This window comes from Paracoccus sp. S1E-3, from assembly GCF_013868135.1.
Lineage (GTDB): Bacteria > Pseudomonadota > Alphaproteobacteria > Rhodobacterales > Rhodobacteraceae > Paracoccus.
Window position 1 is genome coordinate 1,204,286 of record NZ_JACEMU010000004.1, and the last position, 25,380, is coordinate 1,229,665.

Sequence of the window (25,380 nt, forward strand, 5' to 3'; positions counted from 1 at the left end):
CCGCCGGGGGCAACCCGGCGGCGTTTTTCGTTCAGGTTCTTCTCAGCCGCAGCCGTGGCAACGAGGCCGCCGCCGCCAGCCAGGCCAGCACCGCGCAAAGGGCAATGGCCGGCACCATGGTCGCGGCGCTATTGTCCATGAACGGCCCGACCACGCTGATCATCACCCCGCCGGTCAACATCTGGAACGTGCCCCCGATGGACGAGGCCAGCCCCGCAATATCGGGATGCGGGTCCAGCGACATCACCATGGCCGTCGGCATCACCAGCCCCAGGAAGGCATTGCCGACGAACAGCCCCGCCATGACCACCGGCAGCCCGTCGAGGCCCGCCCAGACGATCGCGGTCAGCGCCAGCATGGTGCCGGCGAAGCCGGTGATGGCCAGCGAGATCACCCGCTCCATCCCGAAACGCTCGGCCAGGCGGGCGGCGAATTGCGAGGCGGTGAAGAAGCCGATGGCATTCACGGCGAAGGCGATCGAGAAGCCCGTCTCGCTGAGGCCATATTGCCGCGTATAGACAAAGCTGGCCGATGCCAGGAAGACGAAGAAGCTGGCCATGCCGAAGCCGCCGATCATCGTCAGCCCCATGAAGCGCCGATCCCCCAGCAGGCGCCGGGCGGCCGCCAGCATCACGTCCAGCCGGACCGGCTGGCGCTGATCCACGGGCAGCGTTTCCGGCAGCACGAACAGGATCAACCCAAGGCTGATGAAGGCGGCGATGCCCAGAACGGCGAAGATTTCCCGCCAGCCCCCCCAGGCCATGACCAACGATCCGGTAAGCGGCGCCAACATGGGCGAGATGGCGATGACGATCATGATTGCCGCCATCATCTTCGCTGCCTCCGGCCCGCTGGCCATGTCGCGGATCACCGCACGCGGCACCGCCATCAGCGTGGCAGCACCCAGACCCTGAATGCCGCGCGCGGCGACCAGCCAGCCGATGTCGGGCGCCATTGCAGCACCGACCGTGCCGATCAGAAAGATCGCCACACCCAGCACCAGCGGCTTCTTGCGCCCGATCGCATCGGCCATGGGGCCATAGATCATCTGCGCGAAACCGAAGACGATGAAATAGGAGGTCAGTGTCCGCGCGGCGCCGGCCTCGGTGGTGTGAAGATCCGCCGCCACCTCGGGGAGGGCGGGCAGATACATGTCGATCGCGAACGGACCGACGGCGGAAAGAAGACCCAGGACGAGGGCCATGCGGAACAGCGGGTCACGCATCGTGATCACCTGAATATGCGGATATGGAAAAGGACGGCGCGGAATCGCGCGTTTGATGAAGCCACCGCCGCCAGAAGGCGCTTCTGGCATCTGCGGCATTCTGACGCAACCCCTGCCATGCGGGATCACGACAGGCGTGCCATTTGAGTGACAGGCCCGAACGGGGTGTCTGCCCCGTTGCGCGTCCACCGGGTCCACTGGCCTCGGCTGGTACCCCCGAGGATATTCAAGCCAGAATGAAAGAGCGTTGCCGTGGCTTTTGCGGGTTGGTATCGGGCGGGGCATGGCCAAGCTGTATTTCCACTATTCGACCATGAATGCCGGCAAAAGCACGCTGCTTTTGCAGGCCAGTTATAACTATCGCGAGCGCGGGATGCAGACCCTCCTGCTGATCGCCTCGCTGGATGATCGGGCAGGGCATGGGCTGATCGGATCGCGGATCGGCATCGCCGCCCCGGCCACGGCATTCGATTCGCAGGCGGATCTGTTTGCGTTGATCGCGGATGACGGGCGCGATCTGGCCTGCGTATTCGTGGATGAGGCGCAGTTTCTCACGCCTGATCAGGTTTGGCAGCTGGCACGCGTGGCCGACGATCTGGGCATACCGGTCATGGCCTACGGGTTGCGGGTCGATTTCCGGGGCGAGCTGTTCCCCGGATCGGCGGCACTTCTGGCGCTTGCCGACGATCTGCGCGAGGTGCGCACGATCTGCCATTGCGGTCGCAAGGCCACGATGGTGATCCGTCGCGCGCCCGATGGCAGCGTCGTCACCGATGGCGATCAGGTGCAGGTCGGCGGGAACGAGACCTATCTGTCGCTCTGTCGCCGTCATTGGCGCGAGGCCGTCGGCGCCTAGGCCGGAAATTCTTGCCGCATTGGCCCTTCCCTGTCACTCTGATCAGCAGGGGGGACGCGGGATAGAATGAAGGGCAGAAGACCCGTCACCGGCGACTGGACCCGGCGGAGATCGGCGCCATCGTGCACCTTTATCGCGGCGAAGTCTATCGCTCGACCATCTGGCGGACACGGCTCGACACCACCACCAACTGGTCAGTGGTTACGCTGGGGGCGGCGCTGTCGATCACCTATTCCTCGCCGCAGGCCTCGCCCCTGCCGCTGGTGCTGGGTATGGGCGCGGTCTAGTGCCTCAGCTGGGGGGCGATCTCGATCCTCAGCGCGCGGGCGGATTCGCGCCGGGCGAAGCTGCGGCGCGACCCTCTGGGCATGGGCTGAGGCGTCAGCGGAACATGCCGGGACGGGTCGCGATATGATGGTCCAGCCACACCCGCATCGCGGCCAGCATATAGCTCCAGCCCATCACGTTTCCGTAAGCGGATTGCAGGCCCTCGGGCGTAGGCTGCCAGCCTGTCTCGGTCACCTCGACGCGGGTACGTCCGGGGGTGAATTCGTCGAAGGTGAAAGTGACACGGTTCGTGCCTTCCCCGGCATGGTCGGGCCAGTCGAAGACGAGCCGGCGGCCGGGGGCGGCTTCGATCACAGATACGTCGAAAGCCCCAGAAAAATCGGCAAATTCCCAGGTAACGGTGGCGCCCGCCTGCATCCGGCCGCGGGCGCCGCCCATGGTGAAATGCTGCGACAGCTGGTCGGGATCGGCCACGGCCTCGAACACGATCGGGGCCGGGTGGTCGAAGATGCAGAAGACGGTGAAGTCCATGTCGGCGGCGGTGATGGTCATGGCGTCTCTCCTTTGCGGGACAAGCCTAGCGCGAATGGCATCGTTGCGACAGCCGGCGTCATGCGGTATTCCTTCGGCAAAATCCGGCCACCCGGCCCAAGAACAGGCATCCCCTCATGCGCGCAGTCCTGACCGCCCTCCTGCTTTCCGCCCTGCCCCTTCAGGCGCTCGCCTTCGACACCACGGCCCGCTCGGCCTGGGTCTATGACGTGGGCACCGGCACCGTGCTGCTGGCCAAGAACGCCGACCAGCCCTTGCCGCCCGCCTCTATGTCGAAGCTGATGACCATCTACATGCTGTTCGAGGCCGTGCGCGATGGGCGCCTGCAGATGGACACGCGCCTGCCGGTGTCGACCAAGGCGCGCCAGATGAAGGGCTCGACCATGTTCCTTAACGAGCGGGACCGCCCCACCGTCGAGGAACTCATCAAGGGCATCATCGTGCTTTCGGGCAATGACGCCTGCGTGGTGGTCGCCGAAGGGTTGGCCGGGACCGAGGAAGCCTTCGCCCGCCAGATGAACGACCGCGCGAAATCGCTGGGGATGATGCAGTCCCATTTCGCCAATGCCTCGGGTTGGCCCGACCCGACCCATGTCATGTCGGCGCATGATCTGGGCATTCTGGCCGAGCATCTGGTCAAGGACTTCCCCGAGCTTTACAAATATTTCGCCGTCACCGAATTCCCCTTCGACAACCGCGCGCCCGCCAATCGCCACAATCGCAACCCGCTGCTGAAACTGGGAATCGGGGCGGACGGCCTCAAGACCGGCCACACGCAGGAGGCCGGTTACGGGCTGGTCGGCTCGGCCGTGCAGGGGGATCGGCGGGTGATCTTCGTCATCACCGGCCTGGACAGCGAAAAGGCCCGTGCCGAGGAATCCGAACGCATCGCCGCCTGGGCCTTTCGTGACTTCACCATGAAGGAAGTGGTGCCACAGGGCGAGACAGTAGCCTCGGTTCCGGTCTGGCTGGGGTCGAAATCGCAGGTGGCGCTGACCACCCAGAACGGGCTGAACGTGCTGATGCCCATTGGCGCGGAATCGGGCGTCACCGCCGAGGCCGTCTTCACCGGCCCGATCGAGGCCCCCGTGGCCAAGGGCGCGCGGGTCGGCACCCTGCAGATCCAGATCCCCGGCGTCGGCCCCGCCAATGTGCCGCTGGTCGCGGCCGAGGACGTGGCCTCGGCGGGTTTTGTCGGCCGGCTGAAGGGCGCGGCGATGCGACTGGGCGGCGAGGCCTGGACCGCCGCGCGGAACTGACGGGCGCATGTTCATCAGCTTCGAGGGGATCGACGGCAGCGGAAAATCCACCCAGGCGCGGCTTCTGGCCGAGACGCTGCGCGCCGAGGGCCGCGATGTCGTGCTGACCCGCGAGCCGGGCGGCTCGGACGGGGCCGAGGCGATCCGGCGCCTGCTGGTCGAGGGGGGCACCGACCGCTGGTCGGCGGAAACCGAGATCCTGCTGTTCAATGCCGCCCGCCGCGACCATCTGGAACGCACCATCCGGCCCGCGCTGGAGGCCGGCAAAACCGTCATCACCGACCGCTTCGCCGATTCCACCCGCGTCTATCAGGGCGCCACGCGCGGTGATCTGAGCGAAACGGTCGAGGCGCTGCACAAGCTGATGATCGGAATCGAGCCTGACCGGACTTTTGTGATCGACATTCCCCTGAAAACGGCGGGCAAGCGCCTTCTTGAACGGGCTGCCGCGTCGTTCGCCGCCGCTGCCGCCTCTGCTGCTGCGGCGGCTGCGGTCTCCAGGACGCCCGAAGAGGCCGCGTCGTTCACGGTCATGGCGGCTGAGCAAGTAGCTGAATCGCAGCGTTACGCGGAACTCGCCAAGGTAGAGCTTGAAGACCGGTTCGAATCGATGGGCGCGCAGTTTCAGCGGAAGCTGCAGGATGGCTTCAAGGCCCTCGCCGCCGCACATCCGTCCCGCATCCGCATCATCGACGGCAGCGGCGCGCCCAAAGATGTGGCCGCCCGCGTCAGGGCCGCGCTGTGACCGACGAGACCCCCGAATCCGATCGCGTCCCCGGCGCGTCCCACCCGCGTCATGCGGGAGCGGTGATCGGTCATGACGCGGCGGCGGAAGACTTTTTAAGCGCGGCCCAAGCGCAGCGGCTGCACCATGCCTGGCTGATCACCGGGCCGCGCGGTGTGGGCAAGGCGACGCTGGCCTGGCAGATCGCGCGCTGGCTTCTGGCCGAGGGTCGCGATGACAGCCTGACTGTCCCGAGCGACGACCCGGTGGCACGCCGCGTCGCCGCCATGTCCGAGCCGCGCCTGCATCTGGTCCGGCGCGGGTTCGATGAAAAGACCGGCCGGCTGAAGGCGGAAATCGGCGTCGATGACATCCGGTCCCTGCTGTCCTTCTTCCACATGAGCGCCGCCGAGGGCGGGCGCCGGGTTGCCATCGTCGATGCCGCCGATGACATGAATGGGGCGGCGGCCAACGCCCTGCTGAAGATGCTGGAGGAACCGCCCAAGGGCGGCGTCATCCTGCTGATCGCGCATCAGCCCGCCCGCCTGCTGCCCACCATCCGGTCCCGCTGCCGCGAGCTGCGGCTGTCGCCCCTGTCACCCGACGATATGGCCCGCGTGCTGACACCGCTCGGCGTCGATGCCGGGGCCGATGCGCTGGCGGCGCTGTCGGGCGGTTCCGTGGGCGAGGCCCTGCGTCTGGACGGGCAGGACGGGCTGAAGGTCTATGCGCAGATCGTCGATCTGTTCGCCACCCTACCCCGTTTCGATCGTCTGAAAGCTCGCGATCTGGCGGAGGCCGCGGCGGGCCGGGCGACGGCGGACGGTGATCCCTTCGATCTGCGCATCACGCTGCTCGACCGTTTCCTGACCCGACTGGCCCGCGCGGGTCTGATGGGGGCACCGATCCCCGAAGCCGCGCCGGGCGAGGCGGCACTGATGGCGCGGCTGTGCCCTGACGACGATGCGGCACGGATCTGGGCCACGGCGCAGGCGGAACTGTCGGCGCGGGCGCGCAGCGGGCGGGCGGTCAACCTTGACCCTGCGGCGCTGGTGATGGATATGCTGATCCAACTGGCCGGGCTGGCCCCGGCACATGCGAAAGCCTGAGCCATGCCCCTGCCCGAAGCCGGTTCGGCCACCCCCGTGGTGGACAGCCATTGCCATCTCGACTTTCCCGATTTCGACGGCGAACGCGACGCCCTGATCGAACGCGCCCGCGCGGCGGGCGTGACCCGCATGGTCACCATCTGCACCCGCCTGCGCAGCGAGCCCGCCGTCCGCGCCATCGCCGAGACGCATCCGGGCGTCTTCTACGCCGCCGGCACTCACCCGATGAGCGTGGCCGAAGAACCCATGGCCACGGTCGAGGAACTGGTCGCCCTTACCGCGCATCCGAAATTCGTCGGCATCGGCGAAACCGGCCTCGATTACCACTACACCGCTGAAAGCGCCGCCGCCCAGCAGGACAGCCTGCGCATCCATATCGAGGCCGCGCGCCAGACCCGGCTGCCGCTGATCATCCATGCCCGCGACGCCGATGAGGACATGGCCCGCATCCTGACCGAGGAACACCGCGCCGGCGCTTATTCCTGCGTCATGCATTGCTTCAGTTCCGGCGCGGCGCTGGCGCAGGCGGCGCTGGATCTGGGGTTTTATCTGTCCATGTCCGGGATCGCCGCCTTCCCGCGTTCGACCGAGCTGCGCGACATTTTCAAGGCGGCGCCGCTGGACCGCATCCTGATCGAGACGGACGCCCCCTATCTCGCCCCGCCGCCCCATCGCGGCCGGCGCAATGAACCTGCCTTCGTCACCCGCACGGCGTCCGTCGGGGCAGAGCTTTACGGCCTCGATTACAAGGATTTCGCCGCCCGGACCTCGGCCAATTTCGACCGACTGTTCTGGAAGGCCAGGGCATGATCCGCGTCACCATCCTCGGTTCCGGCTCGTCCGGGGGGGTGCCGAGGATCGGCGGCAATTGGGGCGCCTGCGATCCTGCCGATCCCAAAAACCGCCGCCGCCGCTGCGCGATCCTGATCGACCGGATCGGCCCGGATGGCATGACCCGCGTGCTGGTCGATACCGGCCCCGATCTGGTTCCGCAAATGCTGGATGCGGGTGTGTCGACCGTCGACGCGGTGGTCTGGACGCATTCCCATGCCGATCATGTCCACGGCATCGACGACCTGCGCCAGATGGCCTATAACGCCCATGCCCGCGTGCAGGGCTATGCCGACGCGGCCACGGGCGCCTCGCTGCGCGACCGCTTCGGCTATGTGTTCGAGACCGCGCCGGGATCGAACTATCCCCCGATCTGCGACCTGCATCTGCTGGACGGACCCGTCACCATCGAGGGTGCAGGTGGCCCGATCGAAATCATCCCCTTCACCGTCCCCCATGGCGAGATCGACGCGCTCGGCCTGAAGATCCCGACCTCGGGCGGCGGCATCGTCTATCTTCCCGATGTGCAGACCATCCCCGAAGACGCCTGGCCCATCATCGGCACCCCCGAGATCTTCATCTGTGATGCTCTCCGCCACGCCCCTCATCCCAGCCATGCCCATCTGGCGCTGACGCTGGAATGGCTGGCGCGCTCGGGCACGCCGCGCGGGGTGCTGACGAATATGCATATCGATCTCGACCACGCCAAGACGGATGCGGAAACGCCCGGCAACGTGACGCCCGCCTATGACGGCATGGTTCTGGAGATCGCCGATTGAGCGCCCTTTTCGATGTCGTCCTGCCGGTGTTTCTGGTCATCGGCTTTGGCTATATCGTCGCCTGGCGCGGTCTGTTTTCGGAATCCGCCGTCGATGGCGTCATGCGTTTCGCGCAGAATTTCGCCGTTCCGGTGCTGCTGTTCCAGTCCATCGCGAAGCTAGACCTCTCGGCCGAATTCAACATTCCCATGTTGATCGCCTTCTATGCCGGGGCCTTCGCGGCCTTCGGCCTGGGCGTCTTCGGCGCCCGCCGTCTGGGTCGCACCCCTGAGGAAGCGGTGGCCATCGGCTTTGTCTGCCTGTTTTCCAACTCGCTGCTGCTGGGCGTCCCGATCACCGAGCGCGCTTATGGCCCCGATGCGCTGGCGGGGAACTGGGCGATCATCTCGATCCACTCGCCGCTGCTGTATACGTTCGGGATCACGGTGATGGAGTTCACGCGCGCGCGCGGCCAGAACCTGTCGGTGGGCCGGGTGGCCAGCCGGGCACTGACCGGTGTGCTGCGCACGCCGCTGGTGATCGGGATCATGTCCGGTCTGGCCATGAACCTCGCCCTGCAGGCCGGACTGGTGCTGCCGGGCGGGTTCTGGGATGCAGTCAGGATGATGGCAAGCTCGGCCCTGCCGGCGGCCTTGTTCGCGCTTGGCGGTATCCTCTATCGCTACAAGCCCGAGGGGGACAGCCGCGCCATTCTGCTGTGCTGCTTCGCCGCGCTGATCCTGCACCCGCTGGTGACATACGGCCTTGGGCGGCTCTTTGCGCTCGAGGTGGCGGCCACGCGGTCCTCGGTGCTGACGGCGGCGATGGCACCGGGGGTGAACGCCTATCTGTTCGCCTCGATCTACGGGGTGGCGAAGCGGGTCGCGGCCTCGACCGTGCTGGTGGCGACGGCGCTGTCGATCCTGACCATCTCGATGTGGCTGGCGATCCTGCCCTAGCCGGGGGTGACGCCGCGAATCCGCTCGCTGCGCCGGCGCAGCAGTTCCACCGTGACCAGCAGCGCGATGGAGAAGGCGACCAGCAGCGTCGCCACCGCAAGGATGGCGGGGCTCAGCTGTTCGCGGATGCCGATCCACATCTGGCGGGGGATGGTCATCTGCTCGGGTCCGGCGATGAACAGCACCGCCACCACCTCGTCGAACGAGGTCACGAAGGCAAACAGCGCGCCCGAGATCACGCCGGGCAGGATCAGCGGCATCGTTACGCGGAAGAACGTGGTCCGCGGATTGGCGCCAAGGCTGGCGGCGGCGCGGTTCAGCGACTGATCGAACCCCACCAGCGTCGCCGTCACGGTGATGATGACGAAGGGAATGCCTAGCGTCGCATGGGCCAGAATCACCCCCAGATAGGTATTCGCCAGACAGCCCGATTTCGACAGCACCGGCGACAGCAGCGCCTGCGCCCAGGACCCCTGCGGCACGCATGCCGAGGAATAGAAGAAGAACAGCCCCGTCGCGGTGATGATCAGCGGCACGATCATGGGCGAGATCAGCAGCGCCATGATCAGCCTGCGGAACGGCATTTCCGGCCGCGACAGCCCAAGCGCCGCCAGCGTCCCCAGCACGGTCGCCAGCACAGTCGAGCAGACCCCGATGATCACCGAGTTCTTCGCCGCATTCACCCATTTCGCATTGGCCCACATATCGGCCAGCCAGCTGGTGCCGCGCGGCGCGTCCGGCTGGCTCATCCCGAAGGTCATCAGGCTGTCGTACCAGCGCAGCGAATAGCCCTCGGGATCCAAGGACAGCATGGCGTCGGTGAAGGTGAAGAAGCGGTCGGCGTTGAAGCTGAGCGGAATGATGACCACGATCGGCGCGATCAGGAAGAAGAAGATCAGCGCGCAGATCGCCAGATAGGTCCAGTGCCAGACGCGTTCCAGCGGGGTTGCGTATTTCGGAAGCGCCATCGTCCTAGCCCAGTTTCAGATTGTCGATGCCGACCAGCCGGTCATAGACCCAGTAGAGGATCAGCACGCCCGCCAGCAGGATCGCGGCAAGGGCTGCAGCCATCGACCAGTTCAGCGTGCCGGTCATATGCTCGGCAATCATGTTCGAGATGAGCTGACCCGAAGCCCCGCCAACAAGCGCGGGCGTGATGTAATAGCCCACGGCGAGAATGAACACCAGAAGCGCCCCCGCCCCCAGCCCCGGCAGCGTCTGCGGGAAATAGATGCGCCGGAACGCGGTCCAGCTCGTCGCGCCAAGACTGCGCGCGGCCCGGACATAGCTGGGATTGATCGTGCGCATCACCGAATAAAGCGGCAGGATCATGAAGGGCAGCAGGATATGCGTCATCGCGATGATGGTGCCGGTCTGGTTATACATCATCTTCAGCCGGCCGCCGTTGTCGATCACACCGGCCCAGATCAGGATATCGTTGACGACGCCCTGCTGTTGCAGCAGCACCATCCACGCGCTCGTGCGCACCAGCAGCGAGGTCCAGAAGGGCAGCAGCACCAGGATCATCAGCAGGTTCGATTTTCGCAGCGGCAGCGTCGCCAGCAGATGCGCGATCGGAAAGCCCAACAGGAAGGTCAGTCCCGTCACCAGCGCCGAAAGCCACAGCGTGCGCAGGAACAGCATCACATAAACGCGCTGGCGCGGCGCGGCCCGCTCGATTTCGCCACCGACATTCCGCTTCGCGTCCACCGACGCGAGATAGAAGCTGTCGGTATAGGCCGAGGAGGCGTCCCGCATCGCCGCCCAAAGCTGGGGATCGCCCCATTTCGGGTCCAGATCCAGCAGCGCCGCCTGATAGGGCGGCTCGATCCCGCTGCGGACCTTGCGGCCGGTCGAGGTGAACAGCGACCGCGTGCCCGGCAGCGCATAGTTGATGCGGGTGCCGACCACGCCGATGGTCTTGTCCTCGGCCGATGTCTGCAGATCGGCGGCAAGCGCCGCGAAGGCGCCTTCGTCCGGGTCGGTCCCGGCCGGATGTTCGGCGAACCATGCGCTGATCGCGGGCATGTTGGCGGAAAACCCGTCATTATAGACAGAGCGGTAGAGCATCTGTCCGATGGGTAGGATGAAGGTGATGAGGATGAAGGCCAGCAAGGGCAGCACCAGCAGGAAGGCCCGCCTGCGCGCCCGGCGCGACGCGCGCGCCAGCGCCCGGCCAAGCGGCTGGCCGTCGGCGGTGGTCAGCGCGCCATCACGCAGGCCGGTGGCCTCGGTCGCGATGGCCGCATGGGGATCGAGAGGTGTTGCCATGTTGCGGTCCCTGGATCACCCGGCCGCCCCTTCGTAGCAGCCGGGCTTTGTGTCTTGCCGGGGCGCGGACGGCCCGTGCCCTTCGGATCAGCCTGCCAGCCAGGCGTTGAAACGCTCGTTCAGCTCCGAATCGTGATCGACCCAGAAGTCGAGATTCGAGCCGAGCGCATTGCCCATATTGGCCTCGGTCGTGGGCAGATGCGGGCCCATCGGCTCCTCGCTGCCCTCGATATTGCCGACGATGGCGGCGGCCGATTTGCGCGGGGGGCCATAGCTGATGAACTCGGCGGCGCGGGCCTGATTGGCGGGCGCGGTCGAGAAGGCGATGAATTGCAGCGCCTGTTCCATGTTCGGCGCGCCTTTCGGGATCACCCAGCCTTCCATTTCATAGATCTGGCCGTCCCAGATGATCTTGAAGGGCTTCTTGTCCTTCATCGCCGCATCGAAGATCCGGCCGTTGAAGGCATAGGCCATCGTCACCTCGCCATCGGCCAGAAGCTGCGGCGGCTGCGCGCCGGCCTCCCACCAGATCACGTCATTCTTGATCGTGTCGAGCTTGGCGAAGGCGCGGTCGACGCCTTCCGGGGTGCTCAGCACGTCATAGACCTCGGCCGCCGGCACGCCATCGGCCATCAGCGCGAATTCGAGGTTGAATTTCGCGCCCTTGCGCATGGTGCGCTTGCCGGGGAACTTCTCCAGATCGAAGAAATCGGCCGGGGTCGCGGGCTTGGCGTCGGGGAATTTCGAATCATCGTAAACCTCGACCATCGAATAGACATCGGTGGCCACGAAACAATCGGTCACGCCGCCTTCGATGAAATCCTCGACCGCGCCGGTGCCATCCTCGGCGGCGACCAGAACGGTCTGGTCGATCTCCTCAAGCAGGCCCTCGTCGCAGAGGCGCACGGCATCGGCATATTCGACCGAGGCCACGTCCGAGGTCACGTTGCCCGCCTCGACCATGGCCTTGATCGGGGTGGCGGGGTTGTCGGCATCGGCGATGTTCACCTTGATGCCGGTTTCGGCCGTGAAGGGCTTGGCATAGGCTTCCAGATGCGAATTGCCATAGGCGCCGCCCCAGCTGAGCAGGTTCACTTCCTGCGCCGAGGCCGCAAAGCCGAGGCTGCACAGCGCGGAAGTCAGGATCAGGGTCTTTTTCATCGAAATCTCCTGTTGGGGTTGATCGGCGCATTGGCCGTTATCGTTGGGCGCGGATCTCGCGCCGGGTCGGGTCGCGCTTGTCCCGCGCGCGGGGGCCGGTTCCTGTCACACCGGATCGAGCGCCCGCGCATCCTGCGGATGCCAGCCGACGCGGATCTGTTCGCCGGGGGTCAGCCGTGTCTGCCCCAGCGTATTGCGGAATTTCATCACGAAATCGTCCTGTCCGGCGACCTTCAGCCGCGCCCGCAGGATGTCGCCCATATAAACGACATCCAGCACCTCGGCCGGCAGGGTATGGGCGCCTTCGGGCATCATCTCGGGTTTGAACTCGATCCGTTCGGGCCGGATCGAGACGGTGGTCGGCTGCCCCACCTCGCGCACATTCACCGCCGTGGCGTCGATCATCTCGCCATTCGTCAGCCGCACCTGCGCCTTGTCGCCCTCCAGCGCCGCGATGGTGCCGCCAAGGGCGTTGTTTTCACCGATGAACCCGGCGACGAAGCTGTTTTCGGGGCGCTCATACAGCGCGGCCGGCACGGCAAGCTGCTGGATGCGGCCATCGTTGAATACGGCGATGCGGTCCGACATGGTCAGCGCCTCGCCCTGATCGTGGGTGACATAGACCACCGTGACCCCGAGCCGTTCGTGCAGCGCCTTGATTTCAAACTGCATATGTTCGCGCAACTGCTTGTCCAAAGCGCCAAGCGGTTCGTCCATCAGCACCAGTTTCGGATCGAAGACGAGCGCGCGGGCCAATGCGATGCGCTGCTGCTGGCCGCCCGAAAGCTGGGCCGGGCGGCGATTGGCGAAGGCGCCCATCTGCACCATATCCAGCGCGCGTCTGATCCGGTCCTCGCGTTCGGCCTTGCCGATGCCGCGCACTTCCAGCGGGAAGGCGAGGTTTTCGCCCACGGTCATATGCGGAAACAGGGCGTAATTCTGAAACACCATGCCGATGCCGCGACTATGGGGCGGCACGTCGTTGATGTTACGTCCGTCGAGCAGGATTCGGCCGCTGGTCGCGGTCTCGAACCCGGCCAGCATCATCAGGCAGGTGGTCTTGCCGGACCCGGACGGCCCCAGCATGGTCAGGAATTCTCCCTGTCCGATGGAAAGATTCAGGTCTTTGACGACAAGCGACTGTCCGTCATAGCTTTTCTGCACATGGTCGAAGACGACGTATCCGTCGCCTCTGGTCGTGGTCGTCACGCGCGGGTCCCCTGTCGTGGCTTATGTTGTTATCTCCGCTGCGGTCAGGTTAAGCGGGGGCGCATCGCGATTGCAACAGTGCGCTTGATGCCCCGCGCGGGCGTGCCCGATTTTCGGGCATGTCGAATCCCCCTTTTCAACCGTCGCCGAAGCGGTTATCTGCGCCTCTGTCGCGATGCGGTCGTGGCGGAATTGGTAGACGCGCAGCGTTGAGGTCGCTGTTCCTTAACCGGAGTGGAAGTTCGAGTCTTCTCGACCGCACCAAAGACACCCGAAACGCCCCGGCGATCTTGCGGTGTCGAAACCCCGAAATCCTCGCTTGTCCCGAATCAACACCCTCGGCCGTCCGCTGACGCAAACCGAGAGCGGTCCGGGGGATCGTGAAATGTCGGGCCAAAAAGGGTTGCCCCAAGGCCCGGCCCCGCCAGACGCGGGTTGCAGCTTCGCGATGGGCGGGCTTCCATTTCGGGGCGGCCGGCATTACCTCGCCCTCGAAGCGCCAGAATTTGAGGCCCCCCATGTCCCTGCCCCAGCCCGAATGGGTGATCGCACCCGGCCTGACCCCTTACGCCGAGGCCGTCGCCGCGATGGAGGCCCATGTCGCCGACATGGCCGCCGGTCGCGCGGGCGAAAGGCTGTGGCTGGTGGAACACCCGCCGCTTTACACGGCGGGGACTTCGGCACAGGCGGCGGATCTGCTGGATCCGCGCTTTCCGGTCCATGCGGCCGGACGCGGCGGCCAATATACTTATCACGGGCCGGGCCAGCGGGTCGTCTATACCATGCTGGACCTGAACCGGCGCGGCCGCGATGTGCGCGCCTTCGTGCAATCGCTGGAGGGCTGGGTCATCGACACGCTCGCCAGCTTCGCGGTGAAGGGCGAGATGCGCTGCGGCCGGGTCGGCGTCTGGGTCTCGCGCCCGGAAAAGCCGGCGCTGGCGGACGGATCGATGCGCGAGGACAAGATCGCCGCCATCGGCATCAAACTGCGCCGCTGGATCAGTTTTCACGGCCTGTCCATCAATGTCGAACCGGACCTGACGCATTACAGCGGCATCGTCCCCTGCGGCATCACCGGGCACGGGGTGACCAGCCTCGTCGATCTCGGGCGCCCGGTCACGATGGAGGATCTGGACAGCGCCCTGAAGGCCAGCTTCGCGCAACGCTTCGGCGCGTGACCGGAGCGGTGCGTCCAACCCATGACTGGCGCCCGACGCCGGAATGCCAATCGATTCCTCAGATCAGGCTTGTGATTTGACCTTCATCATGTGAGTCCTGCAGTCTCACTGTTAGTGGTCCCCACCGGCCTGCCAAGCGCCGCGGCCCTTGTAGGAAAGGAAGACATGATGAAAGCCAGCCTGATCGCCACGTTGACCGTGTTCGCGCTCGCCTCGCCCTCGCTCGCCCAGGACGCCGCCAAGGGCGAGAAGGAATTCAACAAGTGCAAGGCCTGTCACATGATTCAGGACGACGCCGGCACCGACATCGTCAAGGGCGGCAAGACCGGCCCCAACCTGTATGGTGTCGTCGGCCGTCCGATCGCCAGTGTGGAAGGCTTCAAATATGGCGACGGCATCCTGAAACTGGCCGCAGCTAATCCCGGCGCGGTCTGGGACATCCACTCGCTGAAAGCCTATGTCACCAACCCGACCGGCTATCTCGACCAGTATTCGGGGGACGAGAAGGCGAAATCGAAGATGACCTTCAAGATGTCCAAGAATCAGGACGATCTGGTCGCCTATCTGCTGACGATCTCGCCCAACGCCCCGCCTCAGCCCGCCGAGGGTGACGGCGCACCGATGGCGCCGGCGCAGTAAACCTGTCCGCAAGATCTTGCGACATTCTGTCGCACAACCTGCGCGAGCCCCCGTGACCACCGTTGCGGGGGCTTTGTCTTTCGGTGAAAAACTGCCTCGGATCCAGCAGTTTCCCGCCCGAGGCACATTGCCGCATCCGCTGCCCGAGTCTATGGTGCGCCCATCTGCCGGCGCTGCCGGCTGCCTCAGGATCAACCCAGGGAGATCGCGCAATGGCCGATGCAGCCGTTCACGAATCCGGCGGACATCATGACACGCGGGGGTTCTTCACCCGCTGGTTCATGTCCACCAACCATAAGGATATTGGTATCCTTTATCTGTTCACGGCCGGCATCGCCGGCCTGATTTCCGTCGCCTTCACAGTCTTCATGCGGATGGAGCTTCAGTTCCCCGGCGTGCAGCACATGTGCATGGAAGGCGCACGTTTCTTCACCGACGCCACGCGCGAATGCACCCCGAACGGTCATCTGTGGAACGTCATGATTACCTATCATGGCATTCTGATGATGTTCTTCGTCGTCATCCCGGCGCTGTTCGGCGGTTTCGGCAACTATTTCATGCCGCTGCAGATCGGCGCGCCGGACATGGCCTTCCCGCGGCTGAACAACCTCAGCTACTGGCTGTATGTCTGCGGCGTGGCACTTGCGCTGTGCTCGCTTCTGGCGCCGGTGGGCGAGGGCTTCGGCTCGGGCGTGGGCTGGGTGCTCTACCCGCCGCTGTCGACCATCGAGGAAGGCTATTCGATGGATCTGGCGATCTTCGCCGTCCACGTTTCGGGCGCATCGTCGATTCTGGGTGCGATCAACGTCATCACCACCTTCCTGAACATGCGCGCGCCCGGCATGACGCTGTTCAAGGTGCCGCTGTTCGCCTGGTCGGTCTTCATCACCGCCTGGCTGATCCTGCTGGCACTGCCGGTGCTGGCCGGGGCCATCACCATGCTGCTGATGGACCGCAACTTCGGGACCAACTTCTTCAACCCGGCAGGCGGCGGCGACCCGATCCTGTATCAGCACATCCTGTGGTTCTTCGGCCACCCGGAAGTCTACATCATCATCCTGCCCGGCTTCGGCATCATTTCGGCCGTCATCGCCACCTTCGCGCGCAAGCCGATCTTCGGCTATCTGCCGATGGTGCTGGCCATGGCCGCGATCGGGATCCTGGGCTTCGTGGTCTGGGCGCACCACATGTATACGGTCGGCATGTCGCTGACCCAGCAGAGCTATTTCATGCTTGCCACCATGACCATCGCGGTGCCCACGGGCATCAAGGTGTTCTCGTGGATCGCGACAATGTGGGGCGGCTCGATCGAGTTCAAGACGCCGATGCTCTGGGCGTTCGGCTTCCTGTTCCTGTTCACGGTCGGCGGCGTGACCGGCGTGGTGCTGTCGCAGGCGCCGCTGGACCGGGTCTATCACGATACCTATTACGTCGTGGCCCACTTCCACTATGTGATGTCGCTGGGCGCCGTCTTCGCCATCTTCGCCGGGGTCTATTTCTGGATCGGCAAGATGTCGGGCCGCCAGTATCCCGAATGGGCCGGCAAGGTGCATTTCTGGATGATGTTCATCGGTTCGAACATGATCTTCTTCCCGCAGCACTTCCTGGGCCGTCAGGGGATGCCGCGCCGCTATATCGACTACCCGGAGGCCTTCGCCTACTGGAACAACATCTCGTCGATCGGCGCCTATATCTCCTTCGCCTCGTTCCTGCTGTTCATCGGCATCGTCTTCTACACGCTGTTCTTCGGCAAGCGCGTGACCGAGAACAACTACTGGAACGAATATGCCGACACGCTGGAATGGACGCTGCCGTCGCCGCCGCCCGAACATACGTTCGAGCAGCTGCCCAAGCGCGAAGACTGGGATCGCAGCCACAGCCACTGACGCGGGGCTGACAAGACCCACGGCCCCGGAGAAATCCGGGGCCGTTTTCATCTCGGGGAAGACGATGCCTTACAGCTGGCACCAGGAAAGCGGCGCGCTGCGATTGCGGGCCTGGCCCTATCGCTCATTGCCGCGCAAGGGGTTCGTCTGGTTCATCGCCATCACCGCCGCGCTGCTGGCGGTTCCGCTTCTGGGACTGCTCGGCACCATGCTTCTGTGGCCGCTGCTGCCCTTCCTGCTTGCGGCGCTTGCCGGGATCTGGTGGGCGATCGAGCGCAGCTATCGCAGCGGCCGCACGCAGGAGGTGCTGGAGCTGTCGCCCGACCGGCTGCGCCTGACGCGCAGCGATCCGGGCCGGGCGGACCGGGTCTGGGACGCCAATCCCTATTGGATTCGCGCCATCATCCGCCCCGGTCCGGTCGAACAGTATCTGGTCCTGACCGGCGACCACGAGTCGGGCCGCGAGATCGAGCTGGGCGCCTTTCTCAGCCCCGAGGAGCGCGAATCGCTGGCCCCGGAGCTGAACCGCGCCCTCGCCGACCTGCGCCACCCCCGCTAGGTCGGCCTGCGGGTCATCTTCTCAAGCGTGCCGTCGCGTTTCACCATCCCATGAAACAAGGCCATGGCGATATGGCCGGCGATCAGCAGCGCCAGCAGCCAGGCTGCCTCGCCATGCAGGAAGGCCAGATCGGTCAGCGCAGTGATCTCCGCGCCCTCGGGCCGCGCCGGCGAAAGCTCGATCCCGAACGGAGCGAAAGCCCGCGTATTGCCGATGGCGCGCAGGACCGCGACGGTGGGGACGAAAAGCAGCAGGGCATACATCGCGCCATGAGCGGCCCGTGCCGCAAGCCCGAGCGGGCCGGCCGGATAGGCAGGGCGACGGCGGCGATTGAGAAGCATCCAGCCGAAACGCAGCCAGACCAGCAAGAACAGCAGGGCACCCACCTCGGTATGGTTTCCGGCAATGGTGCTGGTCAGAAGCGATTCGCGCCCGAGAAGCCGCTTCGCGACCATGCCGAGAAGCTGCCAGGTGACGAGCGCCGCGATACTCCAGTGAAGGAACCTCGAAACGCTTCCGTAATGGGTAGAATTGTCCATGATCTGCATCGGCTTATCCTATCATTGCTGCACCTCCCTGCAGGTCTGATAGCCGATGAAATCCAAACAGAAACCAAACGGGTGCGGGTTCCGCGCGCCCCGCATGAGAACACGCGGTCAGGACAGGGCGCGATCAGGCACCCCGCCGATCAGAGCAGCTTTTCCTTGACCATCTGGCCCACGGCGCCGAAATCCATCTGGCCGGTGTAACGGGCCTTCAGTTCCGCCATGACGCGGCCCATGTCGCGCACCGAGGTCGCGCCAAGCGCGGTCACAACCTCGTCAAGGGCGGCGCGGGTTTCCTCGGCGCTCATCTTGCGGGGCAGGAACTCCTCGATCACCAGGATCTCGGCGTTTTCCTTTTCAGCCAGCTCCAGCCGGCCCCCTTCCTCGTAAGCGCGGGCCGATTCCTGTCGCTGCTTCACCATCTTGGCCAATATCGCCATCAGATCGCTGTCCGACAGGCCCGCGCCTTCGCCCTCACCGGTGCGGGCGGCGATCTCGCGGTCCTTGATCGCGGCCGAGATCAGGCGCAGCGTCGACAGCCGCGGGGCGTCCTTCGCCTTCATGGCGTCCTTGGTCGCGGACTGGATTTTCGTCTTCAGGTCCATGGCAATCCCCACTGATGCAGAAGCCGCATCATCTAGGCCCCGATGACGCCCCGATCAAGCCCGGCTTTGCTTGACCACGCAGCGAGGTTTCACTAGGTTCCGCGCGATTACCAGATGGAGCCAGCCCATGACCGCGCCTGCCGCGAAGCCGACCGCCTGCCTTGCCCTCGCAGACGGAACGATTTTTACCGGCCGTGGCTTTGGCGCCACCGGCGAGGTCGTGGCCGAACTGGTCTTCAACACCGCCATGACCGGCTATCAGGAGATCATGACCGATCCCAGCTATGCCAGCCAGGTCGTGACCTTCACCTTCCCCCATATCGGCAATACCGGCGTGACCGCGCAGGACGACGAATCCGCCGATCCGGTGGCCAGCGGCATCGTCGTCAAATGGGATCCGACCGAGCCGTCGAACTGGCGTGCCACCGCCGAATTGCAGGATTGGATGACCCGCCGCGGCCGCATCGGCATGGGCGGCATCGACACCCGCCGCCTGACCCGCGCGATCCGCCAGCAGGGCAGCCCGCATGTGGTGCTGTGCCATGACCCGGACGGCAATTTCGACATCCCCGCCATGGTCGCCAAGGCGCGCGCCTGGAAGGGGCTGGTCGGTCTCGATCTGGCCAGGGACGTGACCACGCGCCAAAGCTATCACTGGGAGGCCGGTCTTTGGGAGTGGCCGGGCGAATTCGCGCCCCAGCAGCAGGGCCGCCCCTTCAAGGTCGTCGCGCTGGATTACGGCGCCAAGCGCAACATCCTGCGATCGCTGGTGGCGGTCGGTGCCGATGTGACCGTGCTGCCCGCGACCACGACCGCCGAGGAGGTCCTGGCCCATGAACCCGAGGGCGTCTTCCTGTCGAACGGCCCCGGAGACCCGGCCGCGACCGGTAGCTATGCGGTGCCGATGATTCGCACCTTGCTGGATCACGATCTGCCGATCTTCGGGATCTGCCTTGGCCATCAGATGCTGGCGCTGGCGCTTGGCGCGAAGACCGTCAAGATGGGCCATGGCCACCACGGCGCCAACCACCCGGTGCGCGACGTGGATACCGGCAAGGTCGAGATCACCTCGATGAACCACGGTTTTGCGGTCGATGCGCAGACCTTGCCCGAAGGCGTGCGCGAAACCCATGTCAGCCTGTTCGACGGCTCCAATTGCGGGCTGGCGATGGAAGGGCGGCCGGTGTTTTCGGTGCAATATCACCCCGAGGCGAGCCCCGGCCCGCAGGACTCGGCCTATCTTTTTGAGCGGTTCGCGGAACAGATGCGGAACCGCCGAACTGGCTAACGCACTATTAACGCTAAATTAAATCCCGCGTGACAGGGATGGCGAAACCAATGGGGAATCGCCATGACCGCCACGCCTGCTGCGAAAAGTGCTCCGGTGCCGATCCGGCCGGGCGTCGGGGTTTCCGCTGCGGCCGACGTCGCGCCCGCCATGGCGCCGCGCGACCTGCGCCCCTTGGGCCAGATCCTGCTGGAAGACGGCGCGGTCACGCACGGCGATCTGCTGAAGGCCACGGTGATGCGCCGCCGCCAGAATGTGCGGCTGGGGCAGATCCTGCTGGCGCAGGGCTGGGTGACGGAAGCCGCGCTGACCCATGCGCTGACCCGGCAATGGCGGACCTCATCGGTCGACCCGGTGGCGATGCCGCCCGATTCTCGGCTGATCGACCAGTTGGGCGCCGGGTTCTGTCTGAAACATGCGGTCCTGCCCTGGCGACGCGTCGGCGGGGTCACCTTCATGGCCACCTCGCGCCCCGAGGACTTCGACGCCCTGCGCGCAGCCTTGCCGGTGGCCTTCGGACCGGTGCGGATGCTGCTGGCCAGCGAAAGCAGCATCCACACGGCGATCATCGCGCTGCGCAGCACCACGCTGACGCGGCAGGCCGAAACCAGTGTCGCGGCTGCCCACAGCTGCCGCACCCGGATTGAGGGTCGTGCCACCCAGATCGCGCTGGCGCTGCTGGTCATCACCGTGGCAGGGCTGGCCCTTGCGCCGGTTCTGCTGCTGGGGCTGCTGACCGGATGGGCGGCGCTGACGCTGCTCACGGGAACGGTGCTGAAGCTGGCTGCCTTTCGGGCCGTGCTGCGCCGGGGGACCGAGGAAGCTGCGGAGGCGCGCCTGATCGCGGCGGGGCTGAAGACTCCGCCGCAGATGCTGGCGCAGCTGCCGGTGATCTCGGTCATGGTGCCGCTGTTTCACGAAAGCGATGTGGCCGGCAAGCTGGTCGGCCGCCTGTCGCGGCTGGATTACCCGCGCGAGCTGACCGATATCCTGCTGGTGGTAGAGGCGGCCGACCCGATCACCCGCGCGGCGCTGGAAGGGGCGACGCTGCCCCATTGGATCCGCGTGGTAACTGTGCCCCCCGGCCCGGTTCAGACCAAGCCGCGGGCGCTGAACTATGCGCTGAATTTCTGCCGTGGCGATATCGTCGGCGTCTGGGATGCCGAGGATCGCCCCGATCCCGACCAGTTGCACAAGGTCGCGCGCGGCTTCGCCCATGCCGCACCTGATGTGGCGTGCCTGCAGGGCCAGCTGGATTATTTCAATCCGCGCACCAACTGGCTCGCCCGTTGTTTCACCATCGAATATGCCAGCTGGTTCCGCGCCAACCTTCCCGGCATCGCCCGACTGGGGCTGGTCGTGCCGCTGGGGGGCACCACCCTGTTCTTCCGCCGCGACATTCTGGAAAGCCTCGGCGGCTGGGACGCCTGGAATGTGACCGAGGACGCCGATCTGGGCGTGCGCCTGACGCGTCGCGGCTGGCGGACCGAGCTGATCGAGACCACCACCGACGAGGAGGCGAACTGCCGCGCCCTGCCCTGGATCAAGCAGCGCTCGCGCTGGCTGAAGGGCTATGCGATGACCTGGGCGGTGCATATGCGCGATCCGGCAGCCCTGTGGCGTGACCTCGGGCCGAAGCGCTTCCTCGCCTTCCAGATCCAGTTTCTGGGCACCATGTCGCAATATCTGCTCGCCCCCGTGCTGTGGAGCTTCTGGCTGCTCAGCCTCGGCTTGCCGCACCCTTTGCGCGACCCGCTGGGTCAGCTTTGGAATGGCAATGCAGTGGCCGCCCTGTTTACCCTTTTCGTCGCCTCGGAACTGATCGGCATGACGGTGAACCTGTGGGCCGTGCGCGGCGAGAAGCACCGCCACCTGAGAATCTGGGTGCCGCTGATGCATTTCTATCATCCGCTCGGCTGTCTGGCGGGCTGGAAGGCCATCTATGAGGTCGTCGTGAATCCCTTCTATTGGGACAAGACCGCCCATGGCGTCTTCGACGAGGCCGAGGAGGCCCCGCCGGTCCCGGTGCTGGCACCCGGTCTGGCCAAGGTGCCGCTGCTGGGGCGGATCGACAGCACCCATGTGGCCGCCCAGCCCCGCCCCGATCCGATCGCCGTCGGACGGGCGGATGCCGGGACCCCCGGCCCGTTCGCGGTGGCCGAGGGTCAAGGCCCGCAGGTCTTGGTCGAATTCGCCGCCCCGACGATGCGGCAATCGGGGTGATCCCCGGAATCCGTGGGGCAGACAGCCGCTGGCACACGGACAATCGTTTCTGGACAGCCCCTCCTTTAAGGCAGCGGCAAAACTTGCGGCCGGCGCGGCGGTGAAGCACGGATGCGCGGGCGCTTTCTGCGCGCAGCCCGTATCCGATCGCCTCTGGCCGAGCGCTTGTGGCAGGTTCAGGCTATTCGCGGCGGTCGTGGGTCAAGCCGCCCACGCCCTGGTCGAGTTGCCCGCGGGCGTGCAGCGGCAACCCGGCTGATCCGCCGAGCGCATGCAGTGGTCAGCCACCGTTTCCCGCGGCCTGCCGCTTCGGGTGTGAGCCTACGAAGCGGCGCCAGACCTCGCAAATGGCGATGCCGGATTGCGGGGGCGCGTTTGGCGGCCAGCCCCGCTTCAGCATCCACTGATCCCGCAAGGCGCTGCCCTCAGCCGCCCTTCGCAGGGGTCTGTTCCAGAACGGTGTCGATAATGGTGCCAGCGGTGCGGATCGTGCGATCCAGTTGCGCGGCCAGATCGGTCAAATTCGCGCAACCCGTCTCGCGCAGCAGGAATTCCTGACCGCCGGCCCCCAATTCCTCCATGTTCAGCGCCGTTTCGCTGAGAAGTCGCCCCGCCGCCTGCAGCCGCCACAGGAACCGCTGCGCCGATAGCAGCTGCTCGACCTCGGGCTTGGGCAGCAGGCCGTGGCGGGCGCCGGCGCGCAATTGCGCCTCGGGGCCGCGGGCACGGTCGGCGCCGCGCAGCGCGAAACTTTGGGCCAGCAGCTCGATATCCTGCAACCGACCCCGGCCGATCTTGGCTTCCCACGCGCCGTCGGGGGCCTTGGCGGCGAAGATGCGGGCGCGCATCTCGGCCAGATCGGGTAGCACGCGCGGATCGCCGCCTCGGGCAGCCAGAACGCTGACCCGCAAGGCCTCGACCTCATCGCTCAATGCGGTGCCGTCGGCCCCGCAGGCGGCGATGACACGGGCGCGGGTCAGGGCCAGATGCTCCCATGTCCAGGCCTCGGTCAGCTGATAGTCGCGGAAAGACTGCACCGAAGTCGCCACCGGCCCCTGCCGCCCGGAGGGGCGCAGCCGCATATCGACCTCGAACAGCCGCCCGGCCGAGGTCTGGGCTGACAGCGCCGTAATCAGCGCCTGTGTCAGCCGCGCATACCAGGCGCGCGGGGCCAGCGGCTTGCGACCCGAGGATTCATCGACCCCCGCCGCATCATAGACGACCAGCAGATCCAGATCGGAGGCCGCATTCAGCCGCCGCGCCCCCAGTGACCCCATTCCCATCACCACAGCGCCGCGACCGGGAGGCGGCCCGTGGCGTTCGGCCAGCTGATCCACCACCAGCGGCAGCAGCGCGGCAATCGCCGCATCGGCGATATCGGCATATTCCTGTCCGACCTGTGCCGCATCGGACAGGCCGCGCAGATGGTGAACACCGACCCGGAACTGCCATTCATGCGCCCACCGCCGCGCATCGTCGAGCGCGCGTTCATAGCCGCCGTCGCGGGCCTGCATCCGCGCCTCCAGACGCTGCGCCAGGTCGGCGTGAAGGCCCGCCATGCCCGGCCATGGCGCGAAGAAGGACCCGCCCAGAACCGCGTCCAGAACCTCGGGGTGGCGGCCCAGATAGGCGGCGAGGCCGGGGGCGGTGGCGCAGATATCGACGATCAGGTCGATCAGCGAGGGGTTCGCCTCGAACAGCGAGAACAGCTGCACCCCAGCGGGCAGGCCCTGAAGAAAGCCGTCGAAGCGGGATAGTGCCTCCTCGGGGTGGGCGGCGCGGGCCATGCGCGACAGCAGGTCGGGCTTGATGCGCTGGAAGATCTGCCGCGCCCGGTTGGACCGCAGCGCGGCATAGTTGTCCCAGCGGTCGATGATCGCCTGTGACTGCGCCGATATCTCAGGCATGGGTGCGTTGTCCGAAGGGGCAAAGAAGGCGTCGGTCAGCGTCTCGACCCGTTCCAGCCGGACGCGCAGGCGGTCGGACCAGGCGTCCAGATCGTTTTCGCCCATCATCTGGGCGATGTTCAAAAGCCCCTCGCCGTCCCTCGGCAGATCATGGGTCTGGGCGTCGTTCACCATCTGGATGCGATGCTCGATCTCGCGGTGCTGGCGGTAATGATCGGCAAGTTCGGCCGCAATGTCCTCGGGCACCCAGCCCGCATGCGCCAACGCGCCGAGGGCCGCCACGGTGCCGCGATCGCGCAGGGCGGGATCGCGGCCGCCGGCGATCAGCTGGCGGGTCTGGGTGAAGAATTCGATCTCGCGGATGCCGCCCTGCCCCAGCTTCATGTTATGGCCGGGGATGGTCATGCGGCCGCCCAGCCCCTTGTGGTCGCGGATACGCAGCCGCATGTCATGGGCGTCCTGAATGGCGGCGAAATCCAGATGCTTGCGCCAGACGAAGGGGCGCAGATCGGCCAGGAAACGCTCGCCAGCCGCAAGGTTCCCGGCGCAGGGCCGCGCCTTGATATAGGCGGCGCGCTCCCATGTCCGGCCTTCGGCCTCGTAATAGGCAAGCGCGGCCGAGGCCGAGATGCAGACCGGCGTGACCGAGGCATCGGGGCGCAGCCGAAGATCGGTGCGGAAGACATAGCCGTGATCGGTGTTGTCCGACAGCGTCGCGGCCATCTTGCGGGTGACGCGGATCAGCGCGGCGCGGGCCTCGTGCTGGTCGGCGGGGGCATAGGCCTCGTCGTCATAGAGCACGATCAGGTCGATATCCGAGCTGTAGTTCAGTTCTGCCGCGCCCATCTTGCCCATGGCCATGGCGAAGATGCCACCCGCATCGGCATCAGTGTCGGGCAGCTTGCCGCGCGCGATCTCGGGGCGCAGATGGGCGCGCAGCGCCAGATCGGTGGCCCGGTCGGCCAGTGCCGTCAGCGCGCCGGTAACCTGTTCCAGCCGCCAGACCCCGCCCAGATCGGCCAGCCCCGCCAGCAGCGCCACCCGCCGTTTCGCGCGCCGCAGCGCGGGACCGAGCGTCTCTGCGTCCAGATCCTCGAACCCCGCCGTCACCTTTGCGACCAGGCCGGCATCGGCACCGGCCAGGGCCTCGGGCAGCCAGGCGGCTTCCTTCTGCATCAGCGACCACAGATAGGGGCTGCACCCGGCCGTGCCCCCGATCAGGTCCAGCGTTGCCATGTCCAGACCGGCAAAGGCCGCGCGTGCCTCGGCGGCGCGGGCGGGGTCGTGGGGGATCGGCATGCGGGTGATTGCGGTGCTGAATTTCATGGGCAGAGTTAGGGCCATCGCA

At 66.1% G+C, this 25,380-nt stretch carries 21 protein-coding genes, 1 tRNA gene and 2 pseudogenes; 15 read left to right on the forward strand and 9 right to left on the reverse strand.

Features of this window, described 5'->3' with window-relative positions:
- Positions 1 to 31: 31 nt before the first annotated feature.
- Entirely contained in the window at positions 32 to 1,225 is a 1,194-nt protein-coding gene (locus tag H1S04_RS05985; RefSeq protein ID WP_181744608.1) for a multidrug effflux MFS transporter, read from the reverse strand.
- A 283-nt stretch (positions 1,226 to 1,508) separates the two neighbouring features.
- Between H1S04_RS05985 and H1S04_RS05990 the strand changes: the two genes are divergently transcribed.
- Both H1S04_RS05990 and H1S04_RS05995 read left to right on the forward strand, forming a co-directional pair.
- Complete coding sequence (locus H1S04_RS05990; protein WP_181745413.1) at positions 1,509 to 2,081, forward strand: thymidine kinase; 573 nt, start codon at positions 1,509 to 1,511, stop codon at positions 2,079 to 2,081.
- A 95-nt stretch (positions 2,082 to 2,176) separates the two neighbouring features.
- A pseudogene (locus H1S04_RS05995) lies at positions 2,177 to 2,350 on the forward strand (DUF2270 domain-containing protein); the annotation flags it as partial.
- Positions 2,351 to 2,462: 112 nt separating this feature from the next.
- Here H1S04_RS05995 and H1S04_RS06000 read toward each other — a convergent pair.
- A complete protein-coding gene (locus H1S04_RS06000; RefSeq protein WP_181744609.1) occupies positions 2,463 to 2,921 on the reverse strand; it encodes an SRPBCC domain-containing protein in 459 nt (152 codons plus the stop codon).
- 116 nt (positions 2,922 to 3,037) lie between these two features.
- Here H1S04_RS06000 and H1S04_RS06005 point away from each other — a divergent pair, with 116 nt between their 5' ends.
- The 6 genes and pseudogenes from H1S04_RS06005 (at position 3,038) to H1S04_RS06030 (ending at position 8,561) form a co-directional block, all read left to right on the forward strand.
- Positions 3,038 to 4,180, forward strand: a complete 1,143-nt coding sequence (locus tag H1S04_RS06005) for a D-alanyl-D-alanine carboxypeptidase family protein (protein WP_181744610.1) — start codon at positions 3,038 to 3,040, stop codon at positions 4,178 to 4,180.
- Between the two features lie 7 nt (positions 4,181 to 4,187).
- Positions 4,188 to 4,631: pseudogene (gene tmk / locus H1S04_RS06010) on the forward strand (dTMP kinase); the annotation flags it as partial.
- Between the two features lie 290 nt (positions 4,632 to 4,921).
- The gene (locus H1S04_RS06015) at positions 4,922 to 6,013 is read left to right on the forward strand and encodes a DNA polymerase III subunit delta' (protein WP_181744611.1); all 1,092 of its coding nucleotides are present in this window, start codon (positions 4,922 to 4,924) and stop codon (positions 6,011 to 6,013) included.
- Positions 6,014 to 6,016: 3 nt separating this feature from the next.
- The gene (locus H1S04_RS06020) at positions 6,017 to 6,823 is read left to right on the forward strand and encodes a TatD family hydrolase (protein ID WP_181744612.1); all 807 of its coding nucleotides are present in this window, start codon (positions 6,017 to 6,019) and stop codon (positions 6,821 to 6,823) included.
- Entirely contained in the window at positions 6,820 to 7,623 is an 804-nt protein-coding gene (locus tag H1S04_RS06025; RefSeq protein WP_181744613.1) for an MBL fold metallo-hydrolase, read from the forward strand. Before H1S04_RS06020 ends, H1S04_RS06025 begins: the two co-directional genes overlap by 4 nt.
- On the forward strand, positions 7,620 to 8,561 hold the full coding sequence (locus H1S04_RS06030) for an AEC family transporter (protein ID WP_181744614.1): 942 nt from the start codon (positions 7,620 to 7,622) through the stop codon (positions 8,559 to 8,561). Before H1S04_RS06025 ends, H1S04_RS06030 begins: the two co-directional genes overlap by 4 nt.
- Here H1S04_RS06030 and H1S04_RS06035 read toward each other — a convergent pair.
- The 4 genes from H1S04_RS06035 to H1S04_RS06050 all read right to left on the reverse strand — a co-directional run bounded on the left by H1S04_RS06035 (position 8,558) and on the right by H1S04_RS06050 (position 13,202).
- Positions 8,558 to 9,529, reverse strand: a complete 972-nt coding sequence (locus H1S04_RS06035) for an ABC transporter permease (RefSeq protein WP_181744615.1) — start codon at positions 9,527 to 9,529, stop codon at positions 8,558 to 8,560. The genes H1S04_RS06030 and H1S04_RS06035 overlap by 4 nt on opposite strands.
- Before the next feature lie 4 nt (positions 9,530 to 9,533).
- Entirely contained in the window at positions 9,534 to 10,832 is a 1,299-nt protein-coding gene (locus H1S04_RS06040) for an ABC transporter permease (RefSeq protein WP_181744616.1), read from the reverse strand.
- A gap of 87 nt (positions 10,833 to 10,919) precedes the next feature.
- Entirely contained in the window at positions 10,920 to 11,993 is a 1,074-nt protein-coding gene (locus H1S04_RS06045) for an ABC transporter substrate-binding protein (protein ID WP_181744617.1), read from the reverse strand.
- A 105-nt stretch (positions 11,994 to 12,098) separates the two neighbouring features.
- Entirely contained in the window at positions 12,099 to 13,202 is a 1,104-nt protein-coding gene (locus H1S04_RS06050; RefSeq protein ID WP_181744618.1) for an ABC transporter ATP-binding protein, read from the reverse strand.
- A 177-nt stretch (positions 13,203 to 13,379) separates the two neighbouring features.
- Between H1S04_RS06050 and H1S04_RS06055 the strand changes: the two genes are divergently transcribed.
- The 5 genes from H1S04_RS06055 to H1S04_RS06075 all read left to right on the forward strand — a co-directional run bounded on the left by H1S04_RS06055 (position 13,380) and on the right by H1S04_RS06075 (position 17,464).
- A tRNA-Leu gene (locus tag H1S04_RS06055) sits at positions 13,380 to 13,466 on the forward strand.
- Positions 13,467 to 13,720: 254 nt separating this feature from the next.
- Positions 13,721 to 14,380 carry a lipoyl(octanoyl) transferase LipB gene (gene lipB, locus H1S04_RS06060; RefSeq protein WP_181744619.1) on the forward strand — a complete coding sequence of 220 codons (660 nt, stop codon included), beginning with the start codon at positions 13,721 to 13,723 and terminating at the stop codon, positions 14,378 to 14,380.
- Between the two features lie 168 nt (positions 14,381 to 14,548).
- Positions 14,549 to 15,019, forward strand: coding sequence for a cytochrome c family protein (locus tag H1S04_RS06065; protein ID WP_181744620.1), 471 nt, complete (start codon positions 14,549 to 14,551; stop codon positions 15,017 to 15,019).
- A 212-nt stretch (positions 15,020 to 15,231) separates the two neighbouring features.
- Positions 15,232 to 16,905, forward strand: coding sequence for a cytochrome c oxidase subunit I (gene ctaD, locus H1S04_RS06070; RefSeq protein WP_181744621.1), 1,674 nt, complete (start codon positions 15,232 to 15,234; stop codon positions 16,903 to 16,905).
- Positions 16,906 to 16,969: 64 nt separating this feature from the next.
- Positions 16,970 to 17,464 (forward strand): DUF2244 domain-containing protein, encoded by a 495-nt coding sequence (locus tag H1S04_RS06075; RefSeq protein WP_181744622.1) that lies wholly within the window; start codon positions 16,970 to 16,972, stop codon positions 17,462 to 17,464.
- Here the strand turns inward: H1S04_RS06075 and H1S04_RS06080 are convergent.
- Together H1S04_RS06080 and H1S04_RS06085 are read right to left on the reverse strand one after the other, a co-directional pair.
- Positions 17,461 to 18,012, reverse strand: coding sequence for a cytochrome b (locus H1S04_RS06080; protein WP_181744623.1), 552 nt, complete (start codon positions 18,010 to 18,012; stop codon positions 17,461 to 17,463). The genes H1S04_RS06075 and H1S04_RS06080 overlap by 4 nt on opposite strands.
- Before the next feature lie 140 nt (positions 18,013 to 18,152).
- Complete coding sequence (locus tag H1S04_RS06085; protein ID WP_181744624.1) at positions 18,153 to 18,614, reverse strand: GatB/YqeY domain-containing protein; 462 nt, start codon at positions 18,612 to 18,614, stop codon at positions 18,153 to 18,155.
- Positions 18,615 to 18,741: 127 nt separating this feature from the next.
- On the opposite strand from H1S04_RS06085, the gene carA reads away from it, so the two are divergent.
- Together carA and H1S04_RS06095 are read left to right on the forward strand one after the other, a co-directional pair.
- Positions 18,742 to 19,902 (forward strand): glutamine-hydrolyzing carbamoyl-phosphate synthase small subunit, encoded by a 1,161-nt coding sequence (gene carA, locus H1S04_RS06090; RefSeq protein ID WP_181744625.1) that lies wholly within the window; start codon positions 18,742 to 18,744, stop codon positions 19,900 to 19,902.
- Between the two features lie 63 nt (positions 19,903 to 19,965).
- Positions 19,966 to 22,125 (forward strand): glycosyltransferase, encoded by a 2,160-nt coding sequence (locus H1S04_RS06095; RefSeq protein WP_181744626.1) that lies wholly within the window; start codon positions 19,966 to 19,968, stop codon positions 22,123 to 22,125.
- 425 nt (positions 22,126 to 22,550) lie between these two features.
- Here the strand turns inward: H1S04_RS06095 and H1S04_RS06100 are convergent, their stop codons facing one another.
- The gene (locus H1S04_RS06100; RefSeq protein WP_181744627.1) at positions 22,551 to 25,358 is read right to left on the reverse strand and encodes a glutamine-synthetase adenylyltransferase; all 2,808 of its coding nucleotides are present in this window, start codon (positions 25,356 to 25,358) and stop codon (positions 22,551 to 22,553) included.
- Between the last annotated feature and the right edge of the window lie 22 nt (positions 25,359 to 25,380).